This is a genomic window from Kitasatospora sp. NBC_01287, assembly GCF_026340565.1.
Classification (GTDB): Bacteria; Actinomycetota; Actinomycetes; order Streptomycetales; family Streptomycetaceae; genus Kitasatospora.
Genome location: NZ_JAPEPB010000001.1, coordinates 8156552 through 8177529 on the forward strand (window position 1 = coordinate 8156552; position 20978 = coordinate 8177529).

Annotated in this window: 20 protein-coding genes; 12 read left to right on the forward strand and 8 right to left on the reverse strand. The window is 73.4% G+C overall.

The features are described 5' to 3' along the window. Positions 1-82 precede the first annotated feature (82 nt). Positions 83-331, forward strand: coding sequence for a hypothetical protein (locus tag OG455_RS34840; protein ID WP_266300278.1), 249 nt, complete (start codon positions 83-85; stop codon positions 329-331). 67 nt (positions 332-398) lie between these two features. Continuing rightward, positions 399-617, forward strand: a complete 219-nt coding sequence (locus OG455_RS34845; RefSeq protein WP_266300279.1) for a hypothetical protein — start codon at positions 399-401, stop codon at positions 615-617. A gap of 347 nt (positions 618-964) precedes the next feature. Here the strand turns inward: OG455_RS34845 and fabG are convergent, their stop codons facing one another. Continuing rightward, on the reverse strand, positions 965-1735 hold the full coding sequence (fabG, locus tag OG455_RS34850; RefSeq protein ID WP_266300280.1) for a 3-oxoacyl-ACP reductase FabG: 771 nt from the start codon (positions 1733-1735) through the stop codon (positions 965-967). Positions 1736-2219: 484 nt separating this feature from the next. Here fabG and OG455_RS42165 point away from each other — a divergent pair, with 484 nt between their 5' ends. Next, positions 2220-3005: a MarR family winged helix-turn-helix transcriptional regulator gene (locus tag OG455_RS42165; RefSeq protein ID WP_323185624.1), complete on the forward strand. Its 786-nt coding sequence runs from the start codon at positions 2220-2222 to the stop codon at positions 3003-3005. Positions 3006-3133: 128 nt separating this feature from the next. Here the strand turns inward: OG455_RS42165 and OG455_RS34865 are convergent, their stop codons facing one another. Beyond that, positions 3134-3988, reverse strand: a complete 855-nt coding sequence (locus OG455_RS34865) for an aldo/keto reductase (RefSeq protein ID WP_266300281.1) — start codon at positions 3986-3988, stop codon at positions 3134-3136. 198 nt (positions 3989-4186) lie between these two features. On the opposite strand from OG455_RS34865, the gene OG455_RS34870 reads away from it, so the two are divergent. The 4 genes from OG455_RS34870 (at position 4187) to OG455_RS34885 (ending at position 7283) form a co-directional block, all read left to right on the forward strand. Then, on the forward strand, positions 4187-4444 hold the full coding sequence (locus tag OG455_RS34870) for a LapA family protein (protein WP_266300282.1): 258 nt from the start codon (positions 4187-4189) through the stop codon (positions 4442-4444). Between the two features lie 190 nt (positions 4445-4634). Continuing rightward, positions 4635-5540 carry a LysR family transcriptional regulator gene (locus tag OG455_RS34875; RefSeq protein WP_266300283.1) on the forward strand — a complete coding sequence of 302 codons (906 nt, stop codon included), beginning with the start codon at positions 4635-4637 and terminating at the stop codon, positions 5538-5540. A 112-nt stretch (positions 5541-5652) separates the two neighbouring features. Further along, positions 5653-6234, forward strand: a complete 582-nt coding sequence (locus OG455_RS34880) for a cysteine dioxygenase family protein (protein WP_266300284.1) — start codon at positions 5653-5655, stop codon at positions 6232-6234. Next, positions 6225-7283 (forward strand): YeiH family protein, encoded by a 1059-nt coding sequence (locus tag OG455_RS34885; protein ID WP_266300285.1) that lies wholly within the window; start codon positions 6225-6227, stop codon positions 7281-7283. The genes OG455_RS34880 and OG455_RS34885 overlap by 10 nt, the downstream gene beginning before the upstream one ends. Before the next feature lie 124 nt (positions 7284-7407). Here the strand turns inward: OG455_RS34885 and OG455_RS34890 are convergent, their stop codons facing one another. Together OG455_RS34890 and OG455_RS34895 are read right to left on the reverse strand one after the other, a co-directional pair. After that, positions 7408-9252 (reverse strand): hypothetical protein, encoded by a 1845-nt coding sequence (locus tag OG455_RS34890; RefSeq protein WP_266300286.1) that lies wholly within the window; start codon positions 9250-9252, stop codon positions 7408-7410. Positions 9253-9366: 114 nt separating this feature from the next. Beyond that, entirely contained in the window at positions 9367-10104 is a 738-nt protein-coding gene (locus OG455_RS34895; protein ID WP_266301066.1) for a TetR/AcrR family transcriptional regulator, read from the reverse strand. Positions 10105-10478: 374 nt separating this feature from the next. Between OG455_RS34895 and OG455_RS34900 the strand changes: the two genes are divergently transcribed. Continuing rightward, the gene (locus OG455_RS34900) at positions 10479-11144 is read left to right on the forward strand and encodes a molybdopterin-dependent oxidoreductase (protein WP_266301067.1); all 666 of its coding nucleotides are present in this window, start codon (positions 10479-10481) and stop codon (positions 11142-11144) included. Beyond that, positions 11128-11769: a cytochrome b/b6 domain-containing protein gene (locus OG455_RS34905; protein WP_266300287.1), complete on the forward strand. Its 642-nt coding sequence runs from the start codon at positions 11128-11130 to the stop codon at positions 11767-11769. Before OG455_RS34900 ends, OG455_RS34905 begins: the two co-directional genes overlap by 17 nt. An 81-nt stretch (positions 11770-11850) precedes the next feature. Here OG455_RS34905 and OG455_RS34910 read toward each other — a convergent pair whose 3' ends face one another. Further along, a complete protein-coding gene (locus tag OG455_RS34910) occupies positions 11851-12363 on the reverse strand; it encodes an NUDIX domain-containing protein (RefSeq protein WP_266300288.1) in 513 nt (170 codons plus the stop codon). Between the two features lie 80 nt (positions 12364-12443). Here OG455_RS34910 and OG455_RS34915 point away from each other — a divergent pair, with 80 nt between their 5' ends. Both OG455_RS34915 and OG455_RS34920 read left to right on the forward strand, forming a co-directional pair. Then, complete coding sequence (locus OG455_RS34915) at positions 12444-13670, forward strand: serine hydrolase domain-containing protein (RefSeq protein ID WP_266300289.1); 1227 nt, start codon at positions 12444-12446, stop codon at positions 13668-13670. Positions 13671-13773: 103 nt separating this feature from the next. Beyond that, positions 13774-14601, forward strand: coding sequence for a hypothetical protein (locus OG455_RS34920; protein ID WP_266300290.1), 828 nt, complete (start codon positions 13774-13776; stop codon positions 14599-14601). A 34-nt stretch (positions 14602-14635) separates the two neighbouring features. Here OG455_RS34920 and OG455_RS34925 read toward each other — a convergent pair whose 3' ends face one another. The 3 genes from OG455_RS34925 to OG455_RS34935 all read right to left on the reverse strand — a co-directional run bounded on the left by OG455_RS34925 (position 14636) and on the right by OG455_RS34935 (position 17709). Beyond that, positions 14636-15070 (reverse strand): DUF779 domain-containing protein, encoded by a 435-nt coding sequence (locus OG455_RS34925; protein WP_266300291.1) that lies wholly within the window; start codon positions 15068-15070, stop codon positions 14636-14638. Between the two features lie 46 nt (positions 15071-15116). After that, entirely contained in the window at positions 15117-16622 is a 1506-nt protein-coding gene (locus OG455_RS34930) for an aldehyde dehydrogenase family protein (RefSeq protein WP_266300292.1), read from the reverse strand. Positions 16623-16728: 106 nt separating this feature from the next. After that, on the reverse strand, positions 16729-17709 hold the full coding sequence (locus tag OG455_RS34935) for a hypothetical protein (protein WP_266300293.1): 981 nt from the start codon (positions 17707-17709) through the stop codon (positions 16729-16731). Between the two features lie 248 nt (positions 17710-17957). On the opposite strand from OG455_RS34935, the gene OG455_RS34940 reads away from it, so the two are divergent. Further along, positions 17958-20942 carry an AAA family ATPase gene (locus tag OG455_RS34940; RefSeq protein WP_266300294.1) on the forward strand — a complete coding sequence of 995 codons (2985 nt, stop codon included), beginning with the start codon at positions 17958-17960 and terminating at the stop codon, positions 20940-20942. The last annotated feature ends 36 nt before the right edge of the window (positions 20943-20978 follow it).

Consider the following 20978-nt stretch of genomic DNA (forward strand, 5'->3'; position numbering starts at 1 on the left):
AAGTCCAGGTTATTCCGGCGGTAGGCTCGTCGGGCGTGGCATTCGGCCCCCTGGCGGGAGCACGAGGAACGGAGGTACCGGCGTGAGCATCGCGGTGTGCACCATCTGCACCGGCACCGGGCGACTGGCCGGACTGCAGTGCCGGACCTGCACGGGCACCGGCACCACCGAGCGGGACGGCGGCGGCAACTGCTTCCTGTGCAGCGGGACCGGCACCTATACCCGCTACCGGGTCTCGGCCGACGGCAGCAAGCAGGCATACCGCGAGGAGCCCTGCCGGACCTGCGACGGTACCGGGTCGATCACCGGGAACCGTCCCGTCGAGGCCTGATCGAGTATCAGTTCGCTCTTTCTGGCACTGAACCGAGCGGCTACCGTGGACCTACTCTTCGTAACCGATGCGAGAGGTCGTCATGGTCGCCACCGTCACCTACTCCCGCTACTGCGCGCACTGCGGCACCCCGGTCTCCGAGGGGCCCGAGGGCGGCTACGTCTGCGGAGCCTGCTTCCACGTGGTCGAGCCGGTCGGTGCGGACGAGGCGCGCAAGGCACGCCGGTCCGAGCGGGCCGCCATGGTCGCGGAGGCGGCCCGGCTGCGGGCACTGCAGCAGTACTAGATCCTCTAGTACCGGCTGTCGACCGGTGTCTGCCCGCGGCCACCCGGCCGCCTGGCCCTGCCGCTGAACGACCCCGCTCCGCCGACCGTCCGCCGTCGTCCGCCGGCATCCACTGACCGGGCCGGCCAGCCGGCCCGCGGCGGTGGCCATGGTGCGGCGGGTGAACCGGCGTCCGCGGGCGACCCGTACTCGCGCCGCCGGACTGCCGCGCCACGGCGCCGGCCGGGGCCGATCGGATCGACGACGGAGCATCACATCCGGCGCACGGCCGGGGAAAAGCGTCGCAGCAGCGTAGCGCCGCTGGCCACCGGATCGGAAAGGTGACCAGAGGCGCTACGTCCGGTGGACTAGTCGAGCGGTCCGCCGGCGACGTAAATCACCTGTCCGCTGACGAAGCCCGCGCCCTCACTGGCGAGGAACGAGATGGTGTGCGCGATGTCCGCGGGGACGCCCACCCGCTGGACCGGGATCTGCGAGGCCGCGGCCTGCTTGAAGGCCTCGAACTCCATGCCGACCCGGGCGGCGGTGGCCGCGGTCATGTCCGTCGCGATGAAGCCGGGGGCCACCGCGTTGGCGGTGATGCCGAACTTGCCCAGCTCGATCGCCAGCGTCTTGGTGAAGCCCTGCAGCCCCGCCTTGGCGGCGGAGTAGTTGGCCTGGCCGCGGTTGCCCTGCGCCGAGGAGGAGGAGAGGTTGACGATCCGCCCGAACCCCGCGTCCACCATGTGCTTCTGCACCGCGCGGGTCATCAGGAAGGCACCGCGCAGGTGCACGTTCATGACGGTGTCCCAGTCGGCCGCCGACATCTTGAACAGCAGGTTGTCGCGGAGCACGCCGGCGTTGTTGACCAGCACCACGGGGGCGCCGAGTTCGGTCGCGATCCGCTCCACGGCCGCCTGGACCTGGGCCTCGTCGGAGACGTCGGCGCCCACCGCGAGGGCCCGGCCGCCGGCCGCGGTGATCTTCTCGACGGTCTCCTTGCCGGCCGACTCCTCCAGGTCGACCACGGCGACGGCGTAGCCGTCGGCCGCCAGCCGCTGGGCCGTGGCGGAGCCGATGCCGCGGGCCGCGCCGGTGACGATCGCGACCCGGGGCGTGCTGCTCTGCTGCTCGGTCATACGTATTACCTGTCCCTCTCGGTTGTGCGAAAAATGGTGGTGAGAGCGGTGCGCGAATACCCTACCGGCGGGTAGTTGAGGGGGCCAGGGTGCGGTCCGGGCGAGTGGTCAACTCGATGGCTCGGGACGAAATACCACAAGTGCGGTGAACATCCGTCTACTATCTGCCCCTGCCTGCCACAACAGGGAGTCCGTTTGTATAGTGTGCGCCAGCAGCCGTCGGCTGCACGGCGGAGCTCCCCTCGATACGGATCGAAATCACTGCGGTTGGTTCTCGATTCGCACCGGGGGAGGCCAGCACGCCGCTACTGCCCCGCCCGGGCGTCCCACAGCGCGCCGGGTGTGACATCAGGACGGATTCATGGTGCTGGGGGAGATCCCGACGACCCGTGTGCCCGGACGACTGCAGCAGTCGCCCGGTCACCTCATTCGCGTGGCACAGCAGGTGCATACCAGGCTGTGGTCCGAACATGTGGGAGCCGAATTGACGGCTCCCCAGTTCGCCGTGCTGCTCGCTCTTGCCCTCGAACCGGGCGCTGACCAGCGCACGGTGGGCGAACGAGCCTCACTGGACAAGGCGACGATGGCCGAGATGGTCGCTCGGCTGGTGCGGCGTGGCCTGGTGCTGCGTCGCCGCGATCCGGCGGACGGCCGGCGCAAACTGCTCGCGCTCTCACAGAGCGGGGCCCAGGCGGTCCGCGAGGCCACCGGCGGTGTGGTGCGCGTCCAGCGCACCCTGTTCGAGCCGCTGACGGCCGATGAGCAGCTCGAACTGGTCCGTTTTCTGGCCAAGATAGCCAAGTTGGAGCCGGCCGCGGTGGCCGCGCTGACCGACACCCGCCCGCTGCTCGATGCGCAGCGTGCGGTCGGCTATCTGATCCGGGTGGGCCAGCAGGTCCATACCAAGCTCTGGTCCGAGCACGTCGGCTCGGAGCTGACGGCTCCTCAGTTCGCGGTGCTCGATGCCTTGGAGAGCGAGCCGGGAGCCGACCAGCGGACGGTCGGCGAGCTGGCCTCACTGGACAAGGCGACGATGGCCGAGATGGTCTCCCGGCTGGTGCGGCGCGGTCTGGTGCTGCGTCGGCGGGACCCCTCGGACGGGCGGCGCAACCTGCTCTCGCTCTCGCCCACCGGTCAGGAGCTGCTGCACAGCGCCGCCGCCGGAGTGGCGCGGGTGGAGCAGTTGCTGCTCGAACCGTTGGACCCGGCAGAACACCAGCAGGCGGTGATCCTGCTGGCCAAGGCGGCTCGACTCGGGCCGGTGGCGTAACGATTCGCCCGGAAATTCCTGGCAATCGACTGGGAATTCCGATGCGTCCCGCATAACTGTTGGCTCCCGTCCAGTGGGCGGGAGCCAACAGTTCACCGGTCACGAATTGACTCGCGACCAGTGGTGACTCAGTTCCAGTCGAAGTGGACCGGGTCCGGGCCCAGCCGCTGACCGGTCTCGATGCCCGCGATCGCGGCGAGGTCCTCGGCGTCCAGCTCGAAGCCGGTCACGTCGAAGTTCTCCGCGATCCGGGACGGGGTGACCGACTTCGGGATCGCGATGACGCCGCTCTGCAGGTGCCAGCGGAGCACCACCTGGGCGGTGGTGCGCCCGTGCTTGGCGGCGACCTTGGCCAGCACCGGGTCGGTGAGCAGGCCCTTGCCCTGGCCCAGCGGGCTCCACGCCTCGGTGGCGATGCCGTGCTCGGCGTGGAAGGCGCGCAGCTCGCGCTGCGGGAAGTGCGGGTGCAGCTCGACCTGGTTGAGCGCCGGCACGATCGAGGTGGTCTCGAAGAGGCGGGTCAGCTCGGCCTGGCCGAAGTTGGAGACGCCGACCGCCTTGACCCGGCCGGAGGCGAGCAGCTCCTCCAGCCCCTGCCAGACATTCGCGTAGCTGCCGTGCATCGGGCGCGGCCAGTGGATCAGGTAGAGGTCGAGGGTCTCCAGGCCGAGCTTGGCCAGCGAGGCGTCGAACTCGGTCAGCACGGCATCCCGGCCGGCCTGGCCGGTCCAGTCGCGGGTGCCGCTGTTCCACAGCTTGGTGGTGATGAAGAGCTCCGAGCGCGGCACGCCGGCCTGCCGGATGCCCAGGCCGGTGCCGGTCTCGTTCTCGTAGATGGCGGCCGTGTCGATGCTCCGGTACCCGGTCTCGATGGCCGTGCGCACGGCGGCGGCGGCCTCCTCCTCGGGGACCTGCCAGACGCCGAAGCCGAGCTGCGGGATGGCGACGCCGTTGTTCAGGGTGATCGTCGGAATGGTGCTCACGAGCTCTGGTGTGCCCTTCGGTTTGTCCTGATTCTGCCGGTGGGTCAACCAACTGGGGCACAGGGGTGTTCCCGCATCGCCGCATTCGGTGCCGGAGGCCCCGCCGGCCACCCCGGCGGGGGACAACGGGTACGCCGTCCGGGCCAGTCGGCGGTGGCTCGCGGTGGCCGGGACCGGCTCGGCGCGCAGACTGCCGGTGTGACCAGGAACTCGGAGCGCCCGTTCGCCGGCCAGAAGGCGAAGCAGAGTGAGATCGCCGGAATCCCCACCAGACTGATCGTCGGCGTGGTGGTGGCCGGGCTCGCGCTCTGGTTCCTGCTGGCGAACCTGAACAGTGTCAGGATCCAGTTCTGGGTCTTCACCGTGACCTCGCCGCTGTGGATCGCGCTCGCCGCGACGCTGCTGATCGGCGGCGTGCTCGGCTACCTCGTCAAGGGCCGGCGCGATAGCCGGTAGGCGCCGGCAACGGCAGGGCAGCGGCGGCAGGGCTGGGGCAGGGCAGCGGCGCCGGCTCAGGCCCGGCAGCGGCGCCGCCTCAGGCCCGGCAGCGGTCCGTCGGCGGGCCGCACGGGCCTGAGCATCGGGGAAGTGATCACCGCTACTACGCGCAGGTCAATTTTCCCCAACTTCTGCTTATGATTCTCGGATGCTGGATTCCCGACACATCCGGACCTTTCACGAGGTGGTCAGCACCGGCTCGTTCACCGCGGCCGCGCGCTCCCTCGGCTACACCCAGCCGGCTGTCACCCAGCAGATCCGCGCCCTGGAGCGCGAGGCCGGCGTGCCGCTCTTCACCCGCGACGGGCGCCGGATGAAGCTGACCGAGGCGGGCGAGACGCTGGCCCGGCACGCGGGGGTGATCCTGGAGAACCTCGGCGCCGCCCAGCAGCAGCTCCAGGCCCTGGCCCGGCTGCGGGCCGGCCGGGTGCGGGTCTGCGCCTTCCCGAGCGCCAACGCCACCCTGATACCCGAGGCGATGGCCGCGCTGCTGGCCGAGCACCCCGGCGTGCGGGTGGAACTGCTGGAGGCCGAGCCACCCGAGTCACTGCACAAGCTGCTGGCCGGCGAGTGCGACATCGCGCTCTCCTTCAGCTACCCCGGGATGCGTGCCGAGCTGCCGCCCGAACTGGTGGAGGTCCGGTTGATGGAGGACCTGCTGACGGTGCTGCTGCCGGTCGGCCACCCGCTGGCCCGCCGGCACGCGGTGCGGCTGGCCGAGCTGGCCCAGGCCCGCTGGATCGCGGGCTGTCCGCGCTGCCGGGCCAACTTCCTGCACATCTGCGCCGAGCAGGGCTTCGACCCGGACATCGTCTTCACCACCGACGACAACCTCGCGCTGCAGAGCCTGGTGGCCGCCGGGGTCGGCCTGGCGGTGGCGCCCTCGCTGGTCCTCTCCTTCCTCAACCACCGCAAGGTGACAGGCCGGGCGCTGGAGCCGCACGTCCGCCGCCAGGTCTGCGCCTACGTGCTGCGCGAGCACCTGCCGCTGCCGGCCACCGAGCTGGTGCTGGACGGGCTGCGCGCGGCGGCCGCCGCCCGGGTGGGCTGCTGAGAGCCACCGGTGCTGAGACAGGGGTGACTGCTGGGACCGATAAGCGGAGCTAGGGGGTCGCCAAGCAGCGCTCCTTGGACGCGGCGGCCCGACCGGCCGGAAGCTGCCGGACATGACACTGACCACCACCGCCCGTACCGAGGGCGCGCGCATCACCCCGCTCGCAGCCGCCCTGATCGCCCAGGTGCGCGCCGTGGTGGCGCGCGGCCTGCCGCCCGAGCTGACGGCCCACCTGATCGCCGAGGCACTGCGCGACCACCTCGGTGACCCGGCGTTACTGACCCCCGAGCAGTGCGAGGGCGACCCCGACCACTACCGCCAGCACGTGCTGCACGCCGAGGCCGACGGCAGCTTCTCGGTGGTCGCGCTGGTCTGGCTGCCGGGCCAGCGCACCGCGATCCACGACCACGTCTCCTGGTGCGTGGCGGGCGTCCACCAGGGCGAGGAGAGCGAGCGCCGCTACCGGCTGGTGCCCGGGGGCAGCGCTGCCCAACTGGTCCCCACCGAGGACGTGGTGAACCCGCTCGGCTCGGTCTGCGGCTTCGCCCCGCCCGGCGACATCCACGAGGTGCGCAACTCCTGTACCGGCACCGCGATCTCGATCCACGTCTACGGCGCGAACGTGCTGCGCCTGGGCTCCAGCATCCGCCGGGTCTACGAGTGCTCGCAGGACGAGAGCGGCAGATGGCACTGACCCGCGTTCAGCACCGCCCGGCGGCCGCCTGGCTCGACCGGCGCCCGCTCCGCCCGCGCCCGCCCGCCGCCCTGCCGGGCCTGTCGATGGCGGCCACCGGCGTGCTGCTGGCGATCGGGGTGCACCGGGTGGTGCCCGCCGTGCCGATGCTGACCGCCTCGGTGCTGCTCGGCATCGGGGCCGCCCAACTCCCCGCCACCCGCCGACTGGCCCAGGGCGTGGCCAAGCCCGGACTGGCGCTGGCCGGCAAGCGCTTGATGCGGGTCGGCGTGGTGCTGCTCGGCCTCAAGCTCAGCGTCTCCGACGTGGCCGGGCTCGGCTGGGCCACCGTGGCGATGGTGCTCACCGTGGTCGCCGCCACCTTCGGCGGCACCTACTGGCTGGGCCGGCGGATGGGCCTGCCCGGTGACCAGCCGCTGCTGGTCGCCACCGGCTACTCGATCTGCGGCGCCTCGGCGATCGGCGCGGTCAGCCAGGTGGCCGGCAGTGAGGAGGAGGACATCGCCGGCTCGGTGGCGCTGGTCACCCTCTGCGGCACGCTGGCGATCGCCGTGCTGCCGTTGCTGCACGCCCCGCTCGGTCTGGACGGCGCGCAGTTCGGCCGCTGGGTCGGTGCCAGCGTCCACGACGTGGGTCAGGTGGTCGCCACCGCACAGACCGCCGGGCCGGTCGCGCTGCGTGAGGCGGTGCTGGTCAAGCTGATGCGGGTGGCGCTGCTGGCCCCGCTGGTCGCGGGGGTCGGGATCGCGGCCCGCCGCTCCCGGGGGCCGCGACCGGTCGGGGCCGCGCGGGTGCCGCTGCTGCCGCTCTTCGTGGCCGGGTTCCTGGCGATGATCGTGCTGCGCAGCACCGGCCTGCTCGGGGCCGGGGAGCTGAACGCCGCTGACCAGCTGCAGCAACTCGTGCTGGCGGCCGCGCTGTTCGGGCTCGGGGCGGCGGTGAACCTGCGCACCATGGTCCGCACCGGAGGCCGGCTGGCGCTGCTCGGGCTGGCTTCCTGGGTGGTGGTGGCGGGGGTGTCGTACGCGGGTGTGCTGCTGACCACCTGAGACCGGGGCCGACCGGTAGCGCGGCTGACGAGGCGTCGGGCATGGGGGAGGCCCGATCGGTCGGCGGGGTGTGGGGGACCCCGGGGTCGACCGATGGTGACGCCCCGTCAGCGGCTACCTGGGGCTAGGAGAACGGATCGGGCTTGGAAGCCGCTGAAGCAGAGCTTGAACCGCTGGTGGGAGCCGGGGCTGCGGCCGGGGCGGCGTTGGCGGGGGCGAAGGGGTCGAAGTCCGGTGGGGGGACGTTGACCGGAGTGCCCTTGCCGGGGGCCGGGACGGCCGCGGCCTCGGCGGCCGGTGCGGGGGCGGACGCGGGTTCGGTCTGGGGGGCGAAGGGGTCGAAGTCCGGCGGCGGGACGTTGACCGGGGTGCCCTTGCCGGGCGGTGCGGTGGCGGTCGCGGGGGGCGCGCTCGGTGGCGGGGCGGCGACGGGCGCGCTGGGGCGGGCCACCGTGCCGAAGGGGTCCGCGGGCTGATTCTTCATCACCGTGCCGAAGGGATCGAGCGGCTGCGGGACGGGCGCGGGCGCGGGTTCGGCGGCGGCCGGGGCTGGGACGGCGGCTGGTGCGGCGGCCGGTGCGGGGGCGGGCGCGGGTTCGGTCTGGGGGGCGAAGGGGTCGAAGTCCGGCGGTGGGACGTTGACCGGGGTGCCCTTCCTGGCGGCCGGGGGCGTCGCGGCAGCGTCGGCGGCGGCCGGTGCGGCGGCGGGCGCGGGGACGGGCTGCGCGGGCGGCGTGCTCGGCGGTGCCGGGGGCAACGGCGGCGGGGGTGGCACGGGGAGCGGCGCAGGCAGCGGCGCGACTACCGGCGCGGTGGCGGGCGGGGCCACCGGTGTCACCGCGACTTGTGCGGGTGCGGGTGCGGGTGCGGGTGCGGGTGCCGGGGGCATCGGCGCCGGCCGTGCCGCGGCGGCGGGTGCGGGCACCCCGTCCCAGCCGAGCTCGACGCTCCGCAGCAGCTCGGCGAAGACCGTCGCGTACAGCTCCCAGTCCTCGCCGTGCGCCGTCCCCAGCTGCACGCTCAGCAGCGAGGCGCCGTCCGGCAACGGCAGGAAGGCCTGCACCACCGAGGAGACCACCCAGCGCCGGTTGCCGTCCTCGGCGAGCGGGGCCGGCACCGCGCCGGTGCGCCCCTGCACCAGCACCACGGCCGGGCCGGAGGGCAGGATCACCGTCCACACCTCGGCCTGCGGGCGGGAGGTGGCCAGCTCGGCGGCGAGTTCGGCAATCGGGGTGCGGTCCTGGTGCAGCGCGACGACCAGCGAGGCGTTGCTCGGCCGCCCGTCCACCCGTACCGCTGCCACGGCGGCGAACCGCACGCCGGCCGCCGTACTGTCGTCCAGCAGCGCCGCGTTGAGCAGGGCCCAGTCCCGGCGGGCGGTGGGGCCGGCGGCGGCGAACAGCTCCTCCGACACCTCGCCCAGCTGCTCGGCCCAGGCCTCGTCGGCGCCGCGCACCGTCAGCGCGTGGAAGGCCGCGGGGACGGTGAAGCGGACCTCCACCCCGCTGCCGGTGGGCAGTTCGGCCGGGCCCAGGGTCTGGCGCCCGGCGGCGAGTTCGGCCAGCGGTGCGGCGAAGGCCGGGCGCAGCCGGGCGGCCGAGGGCTCCGCGCTGACCGGCAGCTGGAAGGCGGCCGCGCTCGGGGCCTGGGCCACCCCGCGCACCGGCCCGTGACCGTAGTGCGCGAGCAGCCGCTCGACGGTGCCGGCGGTGGCGGCGGCCGGAGCCGCCGGGGCGCAGGAGACCAGGGTGCCGCGGCCGGAGCGGGCCAGTCGGCCGTGGCCGGTGCGGGTGAGCCAGGTTTCGAAGAGCCGGGCGGCGGGTGGGCCGCTGAACAGGGTGCTCGGTGCGTGCCGGGCGACGTCCGGGCCGAGCAGTGCCTCGGCGAGTGAGTCGAGCGAGGCGGAGATGCGTTCGGCGGCCGTCGCCACCGCCGCTCCGGTGAGCCCCCCGTGGCCGTCCTGCGTCATGCTCCGCAGCCCCCGTTCGATCGTTCCGTTGTGCTGATCCGTCTGCTCCGCTGTTGTATCAGACCGCGCCCGTCGGCCGGTCCCGCCCCAGGTCGCACCCGCGTCCGCCGCGCGCTACCCGGCGCTGGGGGCGGGGCCGGGCAGGCCGGCCGCGAGGCCGCCGAGGGTCCCGGCCAGGCCTGGGACGGCCAGCAGGCCCGCGAGGGAGTGGACCAGGGTGCCGGTGGGGGTGTCCGGGCGCTCGTCGGCGAGATAGCCGGGCAGGGCGGCGGCGAGCGCCGGTTCGCGGGCGGCGGTGACCACCAGGGCCGCCACGAAGTCCTGCACCAGGCGCAGCCGGACCTCCTCGCGCGGTGGCCGCTGCCGGTCGGCCAGCCAGGCCAGCGAGCTGATCTCGGCGTTGGCGATCCAGCACCGGACGGTCAGCCGCAGGGCCGCGCTCGGATCGGGCAGCGCGAGGTGGCTGAGGATCTGGTCGTGCGCGGCCTGCCGGACCTCGTCGATCACCGCGTTCGTGCCCGGGCTGGCCGCCACCGAGCCGCCGCGCAGCAGGGCCGCGAAGCCGGGGCCGTGCGAGGCGACGAAGTCCAGGTACCGGTCCATCACCCGGGCCAGCCGCTCGGAGAGCGGTCCGGCGGCCGGCTCCTCGAAGCGCCCGGCCAGCTCCTGCCCGGCCCGGCGCAGCGACTCCTCGTAGATCGCCTGCTTGCCGGGGAAGTAGTGGTAGACCAGCGGCCGGGAGGCGCCGGCCGCCGCCGCGATGTCGTCGATCGACACCTCCTCCGGCGGCCGGGCGCTGAACAGCTCCAGGGCGACGGCGATCAGCTGCTCGCGCCGCTCGTCGACGCTCAGCCGCCGCCGCGGTTGGGCCTTGGCGGCGGGGCCGGCTGATCGGGCGGCGGACGCGGCGGCCGGCTTCGCGGCGGACGGGGACATGGGCGTCACCCTATCCAGTCCGGTTCGGATCCGGTCGGGTCGGTGCGGGGTGGTCCGGACCAGCGGCTCGGTGCGGGTGCGGATGCGGATGCGCGTGCGGGTGGGGCCGCAGGTGCCGGGCCCGGGTGCCGGACCCGGCCGTGCCGGCGAGGTCCGGTCGGGGAGATGACGAAAGTCTGACGGCCGGGCCCGGCCCCTGTCCGTGCGCCGGCGCAGCGGACGACAATGGGCTCGTGAACGACAACCCTCCGACCCGCGGCACGCCGGTCGGCCGACGTGTGGTGCTCGGGATGCTCGGGCTGGGCGCCGCGGGTGTGGCCGCCGGGCCCGCGCTCTCCCAGACGGTCAACTCGCTGCTCTCCGGGATCGCGAAGCAGGACCCGACCGGGCTGACCGGCCTGCTGCCCGACACCGGCAGCTTCGAGTACTACTCGGTGACCGGCGCGGTGCCGACGAAGACGGCGGCCGACTACCGGCTGACCGTCGACGGCCTGGTGGACCGCCCGGCCAGCTACACCCTGGCCCAGCTGCAGGCGCTGCCGCAGGTGCGGATCGTGCACGACGTGCAGTGCGTGACCGGCTGGCGGGTGCCCAAGACGCCGTTCGAAGGCGTCAGGCTGGCGGACCTGCTGGAGGCGGCGGGGGTCGGCAAGGGCGCCACCGCCGTGCACTTCACCTGCTTCGACGGCAGCTACACCGAGAGCCTCACGCTGGAGCAGGCGCGGCGCGACGACGTGCTGGTGGCGCTGAAGATGCAGGACAAGCCGGTGACCCACGACCACGGCGGCCCGGTGCGGCTGTACGTGGCGCCGATGTACTTCTACAAGTCGGCCAAGTGGCTGTCCGGCATCACGCTCACCCCCTCCGTCGAGGCGGGCTACTGGGAGAACTACGGGTATGACATCGACGCCTGGGTCGGCAAGTCCAACGGGCGCGACGATGCCCCGACCGATTGACCCGGCCCCCGGGGAGGGCCGGCTGCCCCGCTTCACCCGCGCCGAGCGCTGGGTGCACCGCTGCACCGCGACCCTGATGATGGTCTGCATCGCCACCGCCGCCTGCCTCTACCTGCCGGAGCTGGCCGTGCTGGTGGGCCGCCGCCGCCTGGTCGTGCTGGTGCACGAGTGGTCGGGGCTGCTGCTGCCGGTGCCGCTGCTGCTCGGCCTCCTCTCGCGGGCGCTGCGCCGGGACCTGGGTCGGCTGAACCGCTTCCTGCCCTACGACCGGGCCTGGCTGGCGGCCGCGCTGCGCCGCCGCCGACGGGGCCGCCGGGCGGGCAAGTTCAACGCCGGGCAGAAGCTCTTCGCGGGCTGGATCGCGGGCGCCGTGCTGGTGATGCTCGGCACCGGGCTGCTGATGTGGTTCACCCACCTCACGTCGATCGGCTGGCGGACCGGGGCCACCTTCGTGCACGACTGGCTGGCGCTGGCCATCGGCGTCGTGGTCGCCGGGCACCTCTACATGGCGTTCGGCGACCCGGAGGCCCGCCTCGGCATGCGCACCGGGTGGGTGGAGCGGCACTGGGCGGTGCGCGAGCATCCGGAGTGGGAGCCGACCGAGGCGGAGGGCGACCGCACCTGACCAGGGCCTGCCGGCCTGCCTGCCTGCCTGTCTGCCGGTCTGCCGGTCTGCCGGCCTGCTGGATCAGCTGGAGCAGCCGGATCAGCCGCGGGCCAGCAGGAAGCGCCGGTAGGCCTCGCGACCGTCCGGCACGAAGGTCCACTCACCGTCGGCCAGCCGCTCGGCGATCTCCGCCTCGGTGAGCCAGCCGTGCCAGTCGATCTCCTCGACCTGCGGCGACACCGGGCCGGTCCAGCGGGCCTGGTGCACGTCGCAGAACCAGGAGTAGTCGGGCGTCTCGAAGAGGAAGCGGAAGAGCGGCTCGGTGCTGATCCCGCGCACCCCGAGCTCCTCCTCGGCCTCCCGCACGGCGGCCTCGGCGTAGCTCTCGCCCGCGCCGACCACACCGCCGACGAAGACGTCGTAGGTGCCGGGGCCGTAGGTCTTGTCCGGCGAGCGGCGGTGGGTGAAGATCCGCCCCTCGGCGTCGCGGACCAGCACCATCGCGCAGCGGTGGGTGAGCCGGTCGCGGTAGACCTCGTCCCGGGTCGCGGTGCGCAGCACGCGGTCCTGCGTGTCGACCACGTCCAGCAGCTCTTCGGTGGGGTTGCTCATGATGATCAGACTAGTCATCGACCGAGCTAGTCTTCGACCGAGAATCGGAATGGTGGATTCAGCAGCGGAGGCGGCGCGCGGTGGTGGAGATCTGGGGCGAGACGGCCGATGGCTACGAGCCGGTGCGGGCGGCCTTCGAGCGCAACTTCCAGGACTACGGCGAGCTCGGCGCGGCCTTCGCGCTCTACGTGCGCGGCCGCAAGGTGGTGGACCTGTGGGGCGGGGACGCACGCCCCGAGGTCGGCGGGCGCCCGGCGCCGGCGGTGGCCTGGACGGCGGACACCGCTCAGGTGCTGCGCTCGGTGACCAAGGGCTGCACGGCGGCCACCGCGCTGCTGCTCGCCCAGCGCGGGCAACTCGACCTGGACGCGCCCGTGGCCGAGTACTGGCCCGAGTTCAAGGCGGCGGGCAAGGAGCGGATCCAGGTGCGCTGGCTGCTCTCGCACCGGGCCGGGCTGCCGGCCCTGGACGTGCCGCTGCGGGTGGAGGACGTGCTGGCCTGGGAGCCCGCGGTGGCCGCGGTCGCCGCGCAGGCGCCCGCCTGGGAGCCGGGCAGCGCGCACGGCTACCACCCGTACACCTTCGGCTGGCTGGTCGGCGAGGTGGTGCGGCGGGTGAGCGGGCGCACGGTGGGCCGCTACTTCGCCGAGGAGATCGCCCAGCCGCTCGGCCTGGACCTGTGGATCGGGCTGCCCACCGGGGCCGCGCCGCGGGTCGGCCGGCTGGTGGACCTGCCCGCGCCCCCGGCCGCCGCCCCGGCCGGCGGGCTACGGCTGCGGCCCAAGCGCTCGGTCACCGAGGCCTACCAGGACCAGGCCTCGCTGACCGCGCGCGCCTTCGGCGTGGTGCGCCCGGCGCTGGACCTGAACGACCCGGCCGCGCAGGCCGCCGAGATCCCCGGCGCCAACGGGATCGGCACGGCCCGATCGGTGGCCCGCTTCTACGCGGCGCTGATCGGCGCCGCCGACCGGCACAGCGGCCCGCCCGGGCAGCCGCTGCCGGCCCTCTTCACGGCCGGGACGCTGGCCGAGGCGGTCGGCTCCGCCTCGGACGGCCCCGACCGGGTACTGATCGTCAACTCGCGCTTCGGGCACGGCTACTTCCGGCACAGCTCGACCTCGCCGATGTCCTCGCCGGCGGCTTTCGGGCACCCCGGGCGCGGCGGCGCGCTGGGCTTCGCCGACCCCGAGCTGGGGATCGGCTTCGGCTACGTCACCTGCGGCATGCAGCCGGGGGTGACCGGGGACATCCGCTCCCGGGGGCTGATCGCCGCGGTCCGCGGCTGCCTGGGAGTGAACCGGGGGTGAACGCCGGGCGCGGCCGCCTCCGTTAGGGCTATGAGGGAGGCGGGGGCTGTGGTGGAGTAGGGACCACAGGGCCCGGACGCCGATACAGGGAGGGGTGGTTGGCTTGCTGAAGTCGGTACGCGGGATGGGTCTGCTGGTCGGGGGGTTGGCGGTGGGGATGGTCCTGGCCGGCTGCTCGGACGGCGCGGCGAAACCGTCCGCGGCGGTGAGTGCGCCGACCGGCTCCGTTCCGACCGGCTCCGTTCCGGGCAACCCGTCGAGCCCGGCGGCGCCCCCGCCCTCGGCGTCGTCCGTGCCGTCGACTCCGGTGGCGCCGACCGGCGCGGCGGGCGACGCCCAGCATCCGACCGGGAGTTACCTGAAGACGCTGCTGCCGACCCGCGCCGGTGCGGCGGTCCCCGGGGTGTCCGGTACCGCGCTGCCCAGCGGGTGGGTGGCCGACGACAACGACGAGCACGACAGCGGTCCGGCGGCCGCCGCGACTCCGGCCCCCTCGCTCGTGGGCGCCGGGACCTGCGACTACCTGAACGCCAAGGGGCTCGATCTGGCGGGCAGCTACAGCGTCGCCGGCGCGACCGAACCGCTGAACAACGGCAACTCCCCCGCGGGGGTGGGCCTGTACGCCTATCCGCCCGGTGACGCGGCCAAGGTCCTCGCGGAGGTCCGGAAGAGCACCAGCACGACCTGCCAGTCGTTCACCGCGATGCAGCAGGCCGGGGCCGTCACGGTGGACGTTTTCGCCGCGCCGGCCGGCGGCCTCGGGGACGAGGCGGTGCTGGTCCGGGTGGCGCCCCAGGGCCCGTACACCGGACAGGAGAACCTGCTGGTGCGGCGCGGCGACCTGATGGTCTCGGTGCACGCCGACAACAGCTCGGGGAGCTATCCGGACCTGTCGAAGGTGGCGGCCGCGCTGCTCCCGGCGATGGGCTGAGCCGAGGCCGGCCCGGCCGGCGTGGCCGGCCCGGTCACCTGGCCTGGTCCGCCTCAGCCGCCTCCTCAGTTGCCGCCGCGGCCTGCGCCACTGCGGCCACCTCCGCCGCCTCCGCCGCCTCGGCGTCGGTGAGCAGTCGCGAGCGGGTCAGGAAGCGCTGCCCGGTCGGCGACTCCAGCGAGAAGCCGCTGCCCCGGCCGGGCACCACGTCGATGGTCAGGTGGGTGTGCGACCAGTAGGCGAACTGGTCGCGCGCCATCCAGACCGCGACCGGCTCGGCGAGCCCGGCCACGGCCAGTTCACCGAGCCGCACGTCGCCCGCCGAGGTGAGGAACTCCCCGGCGGGGTAGCACATCGGCGCCGAGCCGTCGCAGCAGCCGCCCGACTGATGGAACATCAGCGGACCGTGCTCGGCTGCCAAGTCGCGCAGCAGCTCGGCCGCCGCCGCGGTCACCGCGACCCTGGGCATCAGCGTTCCCCGTCCACGGGAAGAAGCCCCACGGGAAGAAGCCCCATCAGAAGAACCCCAGCGCCTGCGGCGAGTAGCTGACCAGCAGGTTCTTGGTCTGCTGGTAGTGCTCCAGCATCATCTGGTGATTCTCCCGGCCGATGCCGGAGTTCTTGTAGCCGCCGAAGGCCGCGTGGGCCGGGTACAGGTGGTAGGCGTTCGTCCACACCCGGCCCGCCTGGATCGCCCGCCCGGCCCGGTAGGCGGTCGAGCCGTCCCGGCTCCAGACGCCCGCGCCCAGCCCGTAGAGCGTGTCGTTGGCGATCTCGATCGCGTCCTCGAAGCCGTCGAACCGGGTCACCGCGACGACCGGGCCGAAGATCTCCTCCTGGAAGATCCGCATCCCGTTGTCGCCCTCGAAGACGGTCGGCGCCACGTAGTAGCCGCCGGCCAACTCGCCGCCCAGGTCCACCCGCTCGCCGCCGGCCAGCACCTTGGCACCCTCGGCCTGGCCGATGTCGATGTAGGAGAGGATCTTCTCCAACTGGTCGTTGCTGGCCTGCGCGCCCACCATGGTCTCGGTGTCCAGCGGGTTGCCCTGCTTGATCGCGCGCACCCGCTCCAGGCCGTCGCCCAGGAAGCGGTCGTAGATCGAGGACTGGATCAGCGCCCGGCTGGGACAGGTGCAGACCTCGCCCTGGTTCAGGGCGAACATGGCGAAGCCCTCGAGTGCCTTGTCGTAGAAGGCGTCCCGCTCGGCCGCCACGTCGGCGAAGAAGAGGTTGGGGCTCTTGCCGCCCAGCTCCAGGCTGACCGGGATCAGGTTGGCGCTGGCGTACTGCATGATCAGGCGGCCGGTGGTGGTCTCGCCGGTGAAGGCGATCTTGCGGATCCGGCTGCTGGAGGCCAGCGGCTTGCCCGCCTCCACGCCGAAGCCGCTGACCACGTTGACCACGCCGGGCGGCAGCAGGTCGGCGATCAGCTCGATCAGCACCAGGATCGAGGCCGGGGTCTGCTCGGCGGGCTTGAGCACCACCGCGTTGCCGGCCGCCAGCGCCGGGGCCAGCTTCCAGATCGCCATCAGGATCGGGAAGTTCCACGGGATGATCTGGCCGACCACGCCCAGCGGCTCGTGGAAGTGGTAGGCGACGGTGTCCTCGTCGATCTGCGAGAGGCCGCCCTCCTGGGCCCGGATCGCGCCCGCGAAGTACCGCAGGTGGTCGATGGCCAGCGGGATGTCCGCGGCCAGTGCCTCGCGCACCGGCTTGCCGTTCTCCCAGCTCTCGGCGACCGCGAGGAGTTCGAGGTTGGCGGCCATCCGGTCGGCTATCGCGTTGAGCAACTGGGCGCGCTCGGCGGGGGAGGTGCGGCCGAAGGCGGGCGCGGCGGCGTGCGCCGCGTCCAGAGCCAGCTCGATGTCGGCGGCGGTGGAGCGGGCGACCTCGCAGAAGACCTGGCCGGTGACCGGGGTCGGGTTCTCGAAGTACTGGCCCCGGACCGGCGGCACCCAGGCGCCGCCGATCCAGTTCTCGTAGCGGGACTTGAAGCTGGTGGGAGGCTGGTAGATCGTCAAGTCCGGTTTCTCCTCGGCAGGGTGGCCCGAAAGGTGACGTGCTCTGCGCACCCTAGCCTTGCTTCGGCCGCTCGGCTACCGTGTGTGCCACGCCGATCACCAGGGATCACTCGGGTCCGGGCTGCTCGGGCCCGGGCTGCTCGGGCCGGTACCGGCCGGTGCCGCTCTCCCAGCTCAGATAGCCCGAGAGCCAGGCGGTCAGGCCGTCCGCGTAGCGCTGCGCGGTCCGGCTCTGGTCCGGTCCGAGCTCCAGTTCCCGGTAGGTGCGCGGCAGTTCGTCCACCAGCCGGGCGTAGCGGTCGACCATCAGCTGGGCCTCGGCGAGCACCACCGAGCCGGCCTCCTCCAGCGAGCAGCCGCGCTCCCGCTGCACGATCATGACCAGGTTGTTCACGTCACCGCGGGGTGCCTCCTGCGGATAGGAGCGGATGTCATTGCTCAGCGAGGGTATGTCGGCGGCCAGTTGGCGCAGCTGCTTGAGCGGCGGGCTGTGGAAGGCGGCGGGGGCCACCTCGAACCGGCCCAGCCGCTCCACCATGTCGAGCACCGACTCCATCGCGGCCGTTCCCCGGCGCAGGATCAGATAGGTCTCCCGGTCCGGGGGCTGGCCGCCGCGCCGGCCGGCCGCCTCGGCGGGGTGGCTGGCGAAGTAGCTCTCCCAGTTGTAGGTGGCCCGGGCCCGCCAGCGCGCTGACATCCCGCGGCTGATCCGCTGCCAGAGGTCCTCGAAGGCCGCGGCGCACGGGGTGTCCGCCGGGGCGGGCGTGCCGTGCAGCACGCCGGTCAGCCGGTCGCAGAGCACCGCGACCTCGGCGGGTCGGCGGCCGAGCGGTCCGTCGAACTGGTCGTCGAAGAGGAAGTAGAACCCCATGAGGTCGGTGGCGAGCGCCAACTCCTCGGCCGTGCAGTCCGGATAGCTGAGGGCGGCCAGGTCGGGGACGTCCCACCGGGCGTAGGCCTCGGGGGTCAGCGCGCTGCCGAGCATCCGGTGCTCGGTCAGCCAGCGCCCGTGCTGGGATTCGGCGTTCGGGCGGTGCGGGTTGCGGCGGTGGGGGTAGGGCACGTCGAGGGTCGTCGCGTCGGACATCGGGCTCCCGGGGGGTGAGGGCCGGCTGTACAGGTGCTGCAACGGTCTACCATGATCCCCTGGGTCTCCCCGGCCCGTAGGGTATCCGATCACACCATCAGATGGCCTGACTGTCGCAGCAATTGCCCATGGCATCTGCGCTTGAACCATGCGCGGCTGTTCTACCTGCGTGAAGCCCGGCGCGAGCGCCCCTCCCGGCGATAGCCTCACGGCAGGACCAGCTGGTGGCGAGGTGGAGGGGACCGACGGTGACCGAACGGGCGAGCGGGCCGGCGAGCGGGCCGGAGAGCGGGCAGGAGAGCCGGCAGGAGAGCGGGCCGGGAGCGGACGAGACCCCGGAGCTCCCGCGACTCTACGAGCGGGAGAGCGCGATCGGCGCCGCCAGGACGGCGATCGACTCCCTGTGCCGGGACTTCGCGGCCGGCGGGTACCAGCTCGGCTCGGTGCTGCTCTACAGCGGCACCGCCGGCCTCGGCAAGACCAGCATGCTCCAGCAGGTACGGAAGCTCGCGGGGACGCGGGGCCTGACCGTGCTCAACGGCCGGGCCGGCGAGCAGCGCGTCAACGAGCCGTTCTACCTGCTGCGCCAGTTGCTGCGGCCCGAGCTGCTGCGGCTGAGCGGCGAGGAGCAGCGGGCACTGCTCGGCGACTGGTGGCCCGTGGCCGGCCCCGCGATCGGCCTGCTGCCGCCCGGCGGCAAGGCGCCGGACCCGCAGAGCGTGCGTGACGGCCTCGACTACGTGGTCACCCAACTGGCCATCCGCAAGGCCCCGCTGGTGATGCTGGTGGACGACCTGCAGTGGGCCGACCACGAGTCGCTCAGCTGGCTGGAGTCCTTCGCGAAGAGCTGCCCGGAGCTGCCGGTGCTGCTGGCCATCGCCTGGCGCTCGAACGAACTGCCCGAACAGGCCCAGGCGTTCCGTACGCTGGTGGCCGCCAACGCGCACCGCCACCTGGAGTTCAAGGGCCTGCAGCCGGCGCCGGTCGAGAAGCTGGTGCGCGAGGTCTTCCCGGAGACCGCCGAGGACTCCTTCTGCCGCCAGGTCTGGGCGGTCACCAACGGCAACCCGTTCCTGGTCAACGCACTGCTCGCCAAGGTCCGCGAGAGCGGCATCGACCCGGTGCACGAGAACGTCCCGTTACTGCACGACCTGGCCGCCGAGGCCCAGGGCATGGACCGCGAATACTGGTTGACCAAGCTCACCGTCAACACCTTCAACTTCGCCCAGGCCGCGGCACTGCTCGGCACCCAGATCGCGATCCCGGTGGCCACCCGGATCACCGGCCTGGCCCCCTCGGCCGCGGCCGAGGCGATCGCCGAGCTGCGCCGCCACCAGGTGCTCAACGGTCCGGCCGAGGGCCCGCTGGAGTTCGTCCACCCGCTGCTGGCCACCGCGCTCTACAAGTCGATCCGGCCGGGCATGCGCACCGCCATGCACGGCAAGGCCGCCGTCGAGCTGGAGAACGCCGGCCGCCCGCTGGTGGAGTCCTCCCGGCACCTGCTGGAGACCCATGCCGAGGGCGATCCCGAGGTGGTCGCCAAGCTGCGCCGGGCGGCCGACGAGCACCTGGCCGTCGGCGCCCCGGAGGCGGCCGTGCGCTGCTTGGACCGGGCGCTCGCCGAGCCACCGGAGGACGAGGACCGGGCCGAGGTGATCTACGAACTCGGCTGCGCGACGCTGCTCACCGACCCGGTCAGCACCGTCAACCAGCTGCGGCTGGCTCTGGACACCAAGGGCCTGCGCGCCGACCTGCGGGTGGACGCCACCTTCCGGCTCTCCGAGGTGCTGGCCCACAGCGGCCGTCTGGTGGAGGCCGCCGAGGTCACCCTGGCGGAGGCCGAGCGGACCCCGCCGGGGCCCGGGCGCACCAGGCTGCAGGTGGCGCACTTCATCTGGGCCGCCTTCCAGCGCGAGGAGGACGACGGCCCCGGCCGCTCGGCCCGGCTGGCCGCGCTCTGCGCCGAACTGCCCGGTGACGACGTCTACGCCCGCGCAGCCCGGGCGCTGCTGGCCTGGGACCTGACGCTGCGGGGCGAGAGCGCCGCCGAGGCGCTGGTCCTGGTCGACTCGGTGCTGACCCCGGAGGGCAGGCTCTCCGAGGGCCTGGAGTGGACCAGCACCATGTGGGGCCTGGAGCTGCCGGGCATCATCGGCCTCACCTACGTCTACGCCGACCGCCTGGACCGCGCCGAGAAGCTCTTCGAGGAGGCGATCATGACCTTCGAGGTGGCGGGCTGGGGCGGTGGCCACCTCGGCTTCGCCCACTTCCTGATGGGCCTGGCGCAGTTCCGGCGCGGCGCGCTGGCCGAGGCGGAGGAACTGCTGCGCAAGGCGCTGCGGGTCGCCAAGGGGCTGGGCCCCGGCCTGCCGCTGCAGTGGGACGCGGTCGGGGTGCTGGCCGACACCCTGCTGGCCCGCGGCCGGACCGAGGAGGCCTGGAAGTTGGCCACCGACTACGCCTTCGCCCCGCCCTACCACCCCACCGCGATGGTGCTGCCGGACGCGGCCACCCTCTACGGCAAGCTGCTGCTGGCCCGGCAGGACCACGAGGGCGCCGCCGAGGTGTTCACCGAGGTCGGCGGTCGACTGGCCGAGCGCGGTTGGCACAACACCATCTGGGCGCCCTGGCTCGGCAACCTCGCCCTCGCCGTGCTGCCCGCGGACCCGGAGCGGGCCCGCGAGCTGGCCGACGAGGGGCTGGCCAGGGCGCAGGCCTTCGGTGCCGCCTCGGCCGTCGGCACCGCGCTGCGGATCAGCGCCGCCGTGGTCGAGGGCCAGTTGGCGGTCGAGCGGCTGCGGGAGGCGGCGCGCCAGCTCGGGCGCTCCCCGGTCGGCTACGAGCAGGCCCAGGTCCTGGTCGAGTTGGGTGCCGCGTTGCGCAAGGCGGGCCGGCTCGCCGAGGCCACCGAGCAGCTGCACCAGGGCATGGAGCTGGCCGTGGAGTGCAGCGCCGACGGCCTGATGGTCAGGGCCCGCGAGGAGCTCAAGGCCTCCGGGTTGCGGCCCATCCGGCTGCGCAGCACCGGTCAGGACGCGCTCAGCAAGGTCGAGTGGCGGGTCGCCGAGCTGACCGTCGCCGGGCTGTCGGAGGCAGTGATCGCCGACCGGCTGCACGTCGACGTCTCCCTGATCGAGCGTCGGCTGGCCGCCGTGCTGCGCAAGACCGGCAGCACCCCGGAGGGGCTGGGCGCCGCGCTCGGCCTCCCGGGTGAGCGGCCGGAAACGTCCTAGGCTGGCGATCGGCGGCTGATGGTCGGCGGTCGATGA

Coding starts and splice junctions, on each gene's coding strand:
- OG455_RS34845 (WP_266300279.1), top strand. CDS start 399: ATGCGAGAGGTCGTCATGGTCGCCACCGTCACCTACTCCCGCTACTGC.
- fabG (WP_266300280.1), bottom strand. CDS start 1,735: ATGACCGAGCAGCAGAGCAGCACGCCCCGGGTCGCGATCGTCACCGGC.
- OG455_RS34875 (WP_266300283.1), top strand. CDS start 4,635: ATGCTGGATTCCCGACACATCCGGACCTTTCACGAGGTGGTCAGCACC.
- OG455_RS34880 (WP_266300284.1), top strand. CDS start 5,653: ATGACACTGACCACCACCGCCCGTACCGAGGGCGCGCGCATCACCCCG.
- OG455_RS34885 (WP_266300285.1), top strand. CDS start 6,225: ATGGCACTGACCCGCGTTCAGCACCGCCCGGCGGCCGCCTGGCTCGAC.
- OG455_RS34890 (WP_266300286.1), bottom strand. CDS start 9,252: ATGACGCAGGACGGCCACGGGGGGCTCACCGGAGCGGCGGTGGCGACG.
- OG455_RS34900 (WP_266301067.1), top strand. CDS start 10,479: ATGCTCGGGCTGGGCGCCGCGGGTGTGGCCGCCGGGCCCGCGCTCTCC.
- OG455_RS34905 (WP_266300287.1), top strand. CDS start 11,128: ATGCCCCGACCGATTGACCCGGCCCCCGGGGAGGGCCGGCTGCCCCGC.
- OG455_RS34910 (WP_266300288.1), bottom strand. CDS start 12,363: ATGAGCAACCCCACCGAAGAGCTGCTGGACGTGGTCGACACGCAGGAC.
- OG455_RS34925 (WP_266300291.1), bottom strand. CDS start 15,070: ATGCCCAGGGTCGCGGTGACCGCGGCGGCGGCCGAGCTGCTGCGCGAC.
- OG455_RS34935 (WP_266300293.1), bottom strand. CDS start 17,709: ATGTCCGACGCGACGACCCTCGACGTGCCCTACCCCCACCGCCGCAAC.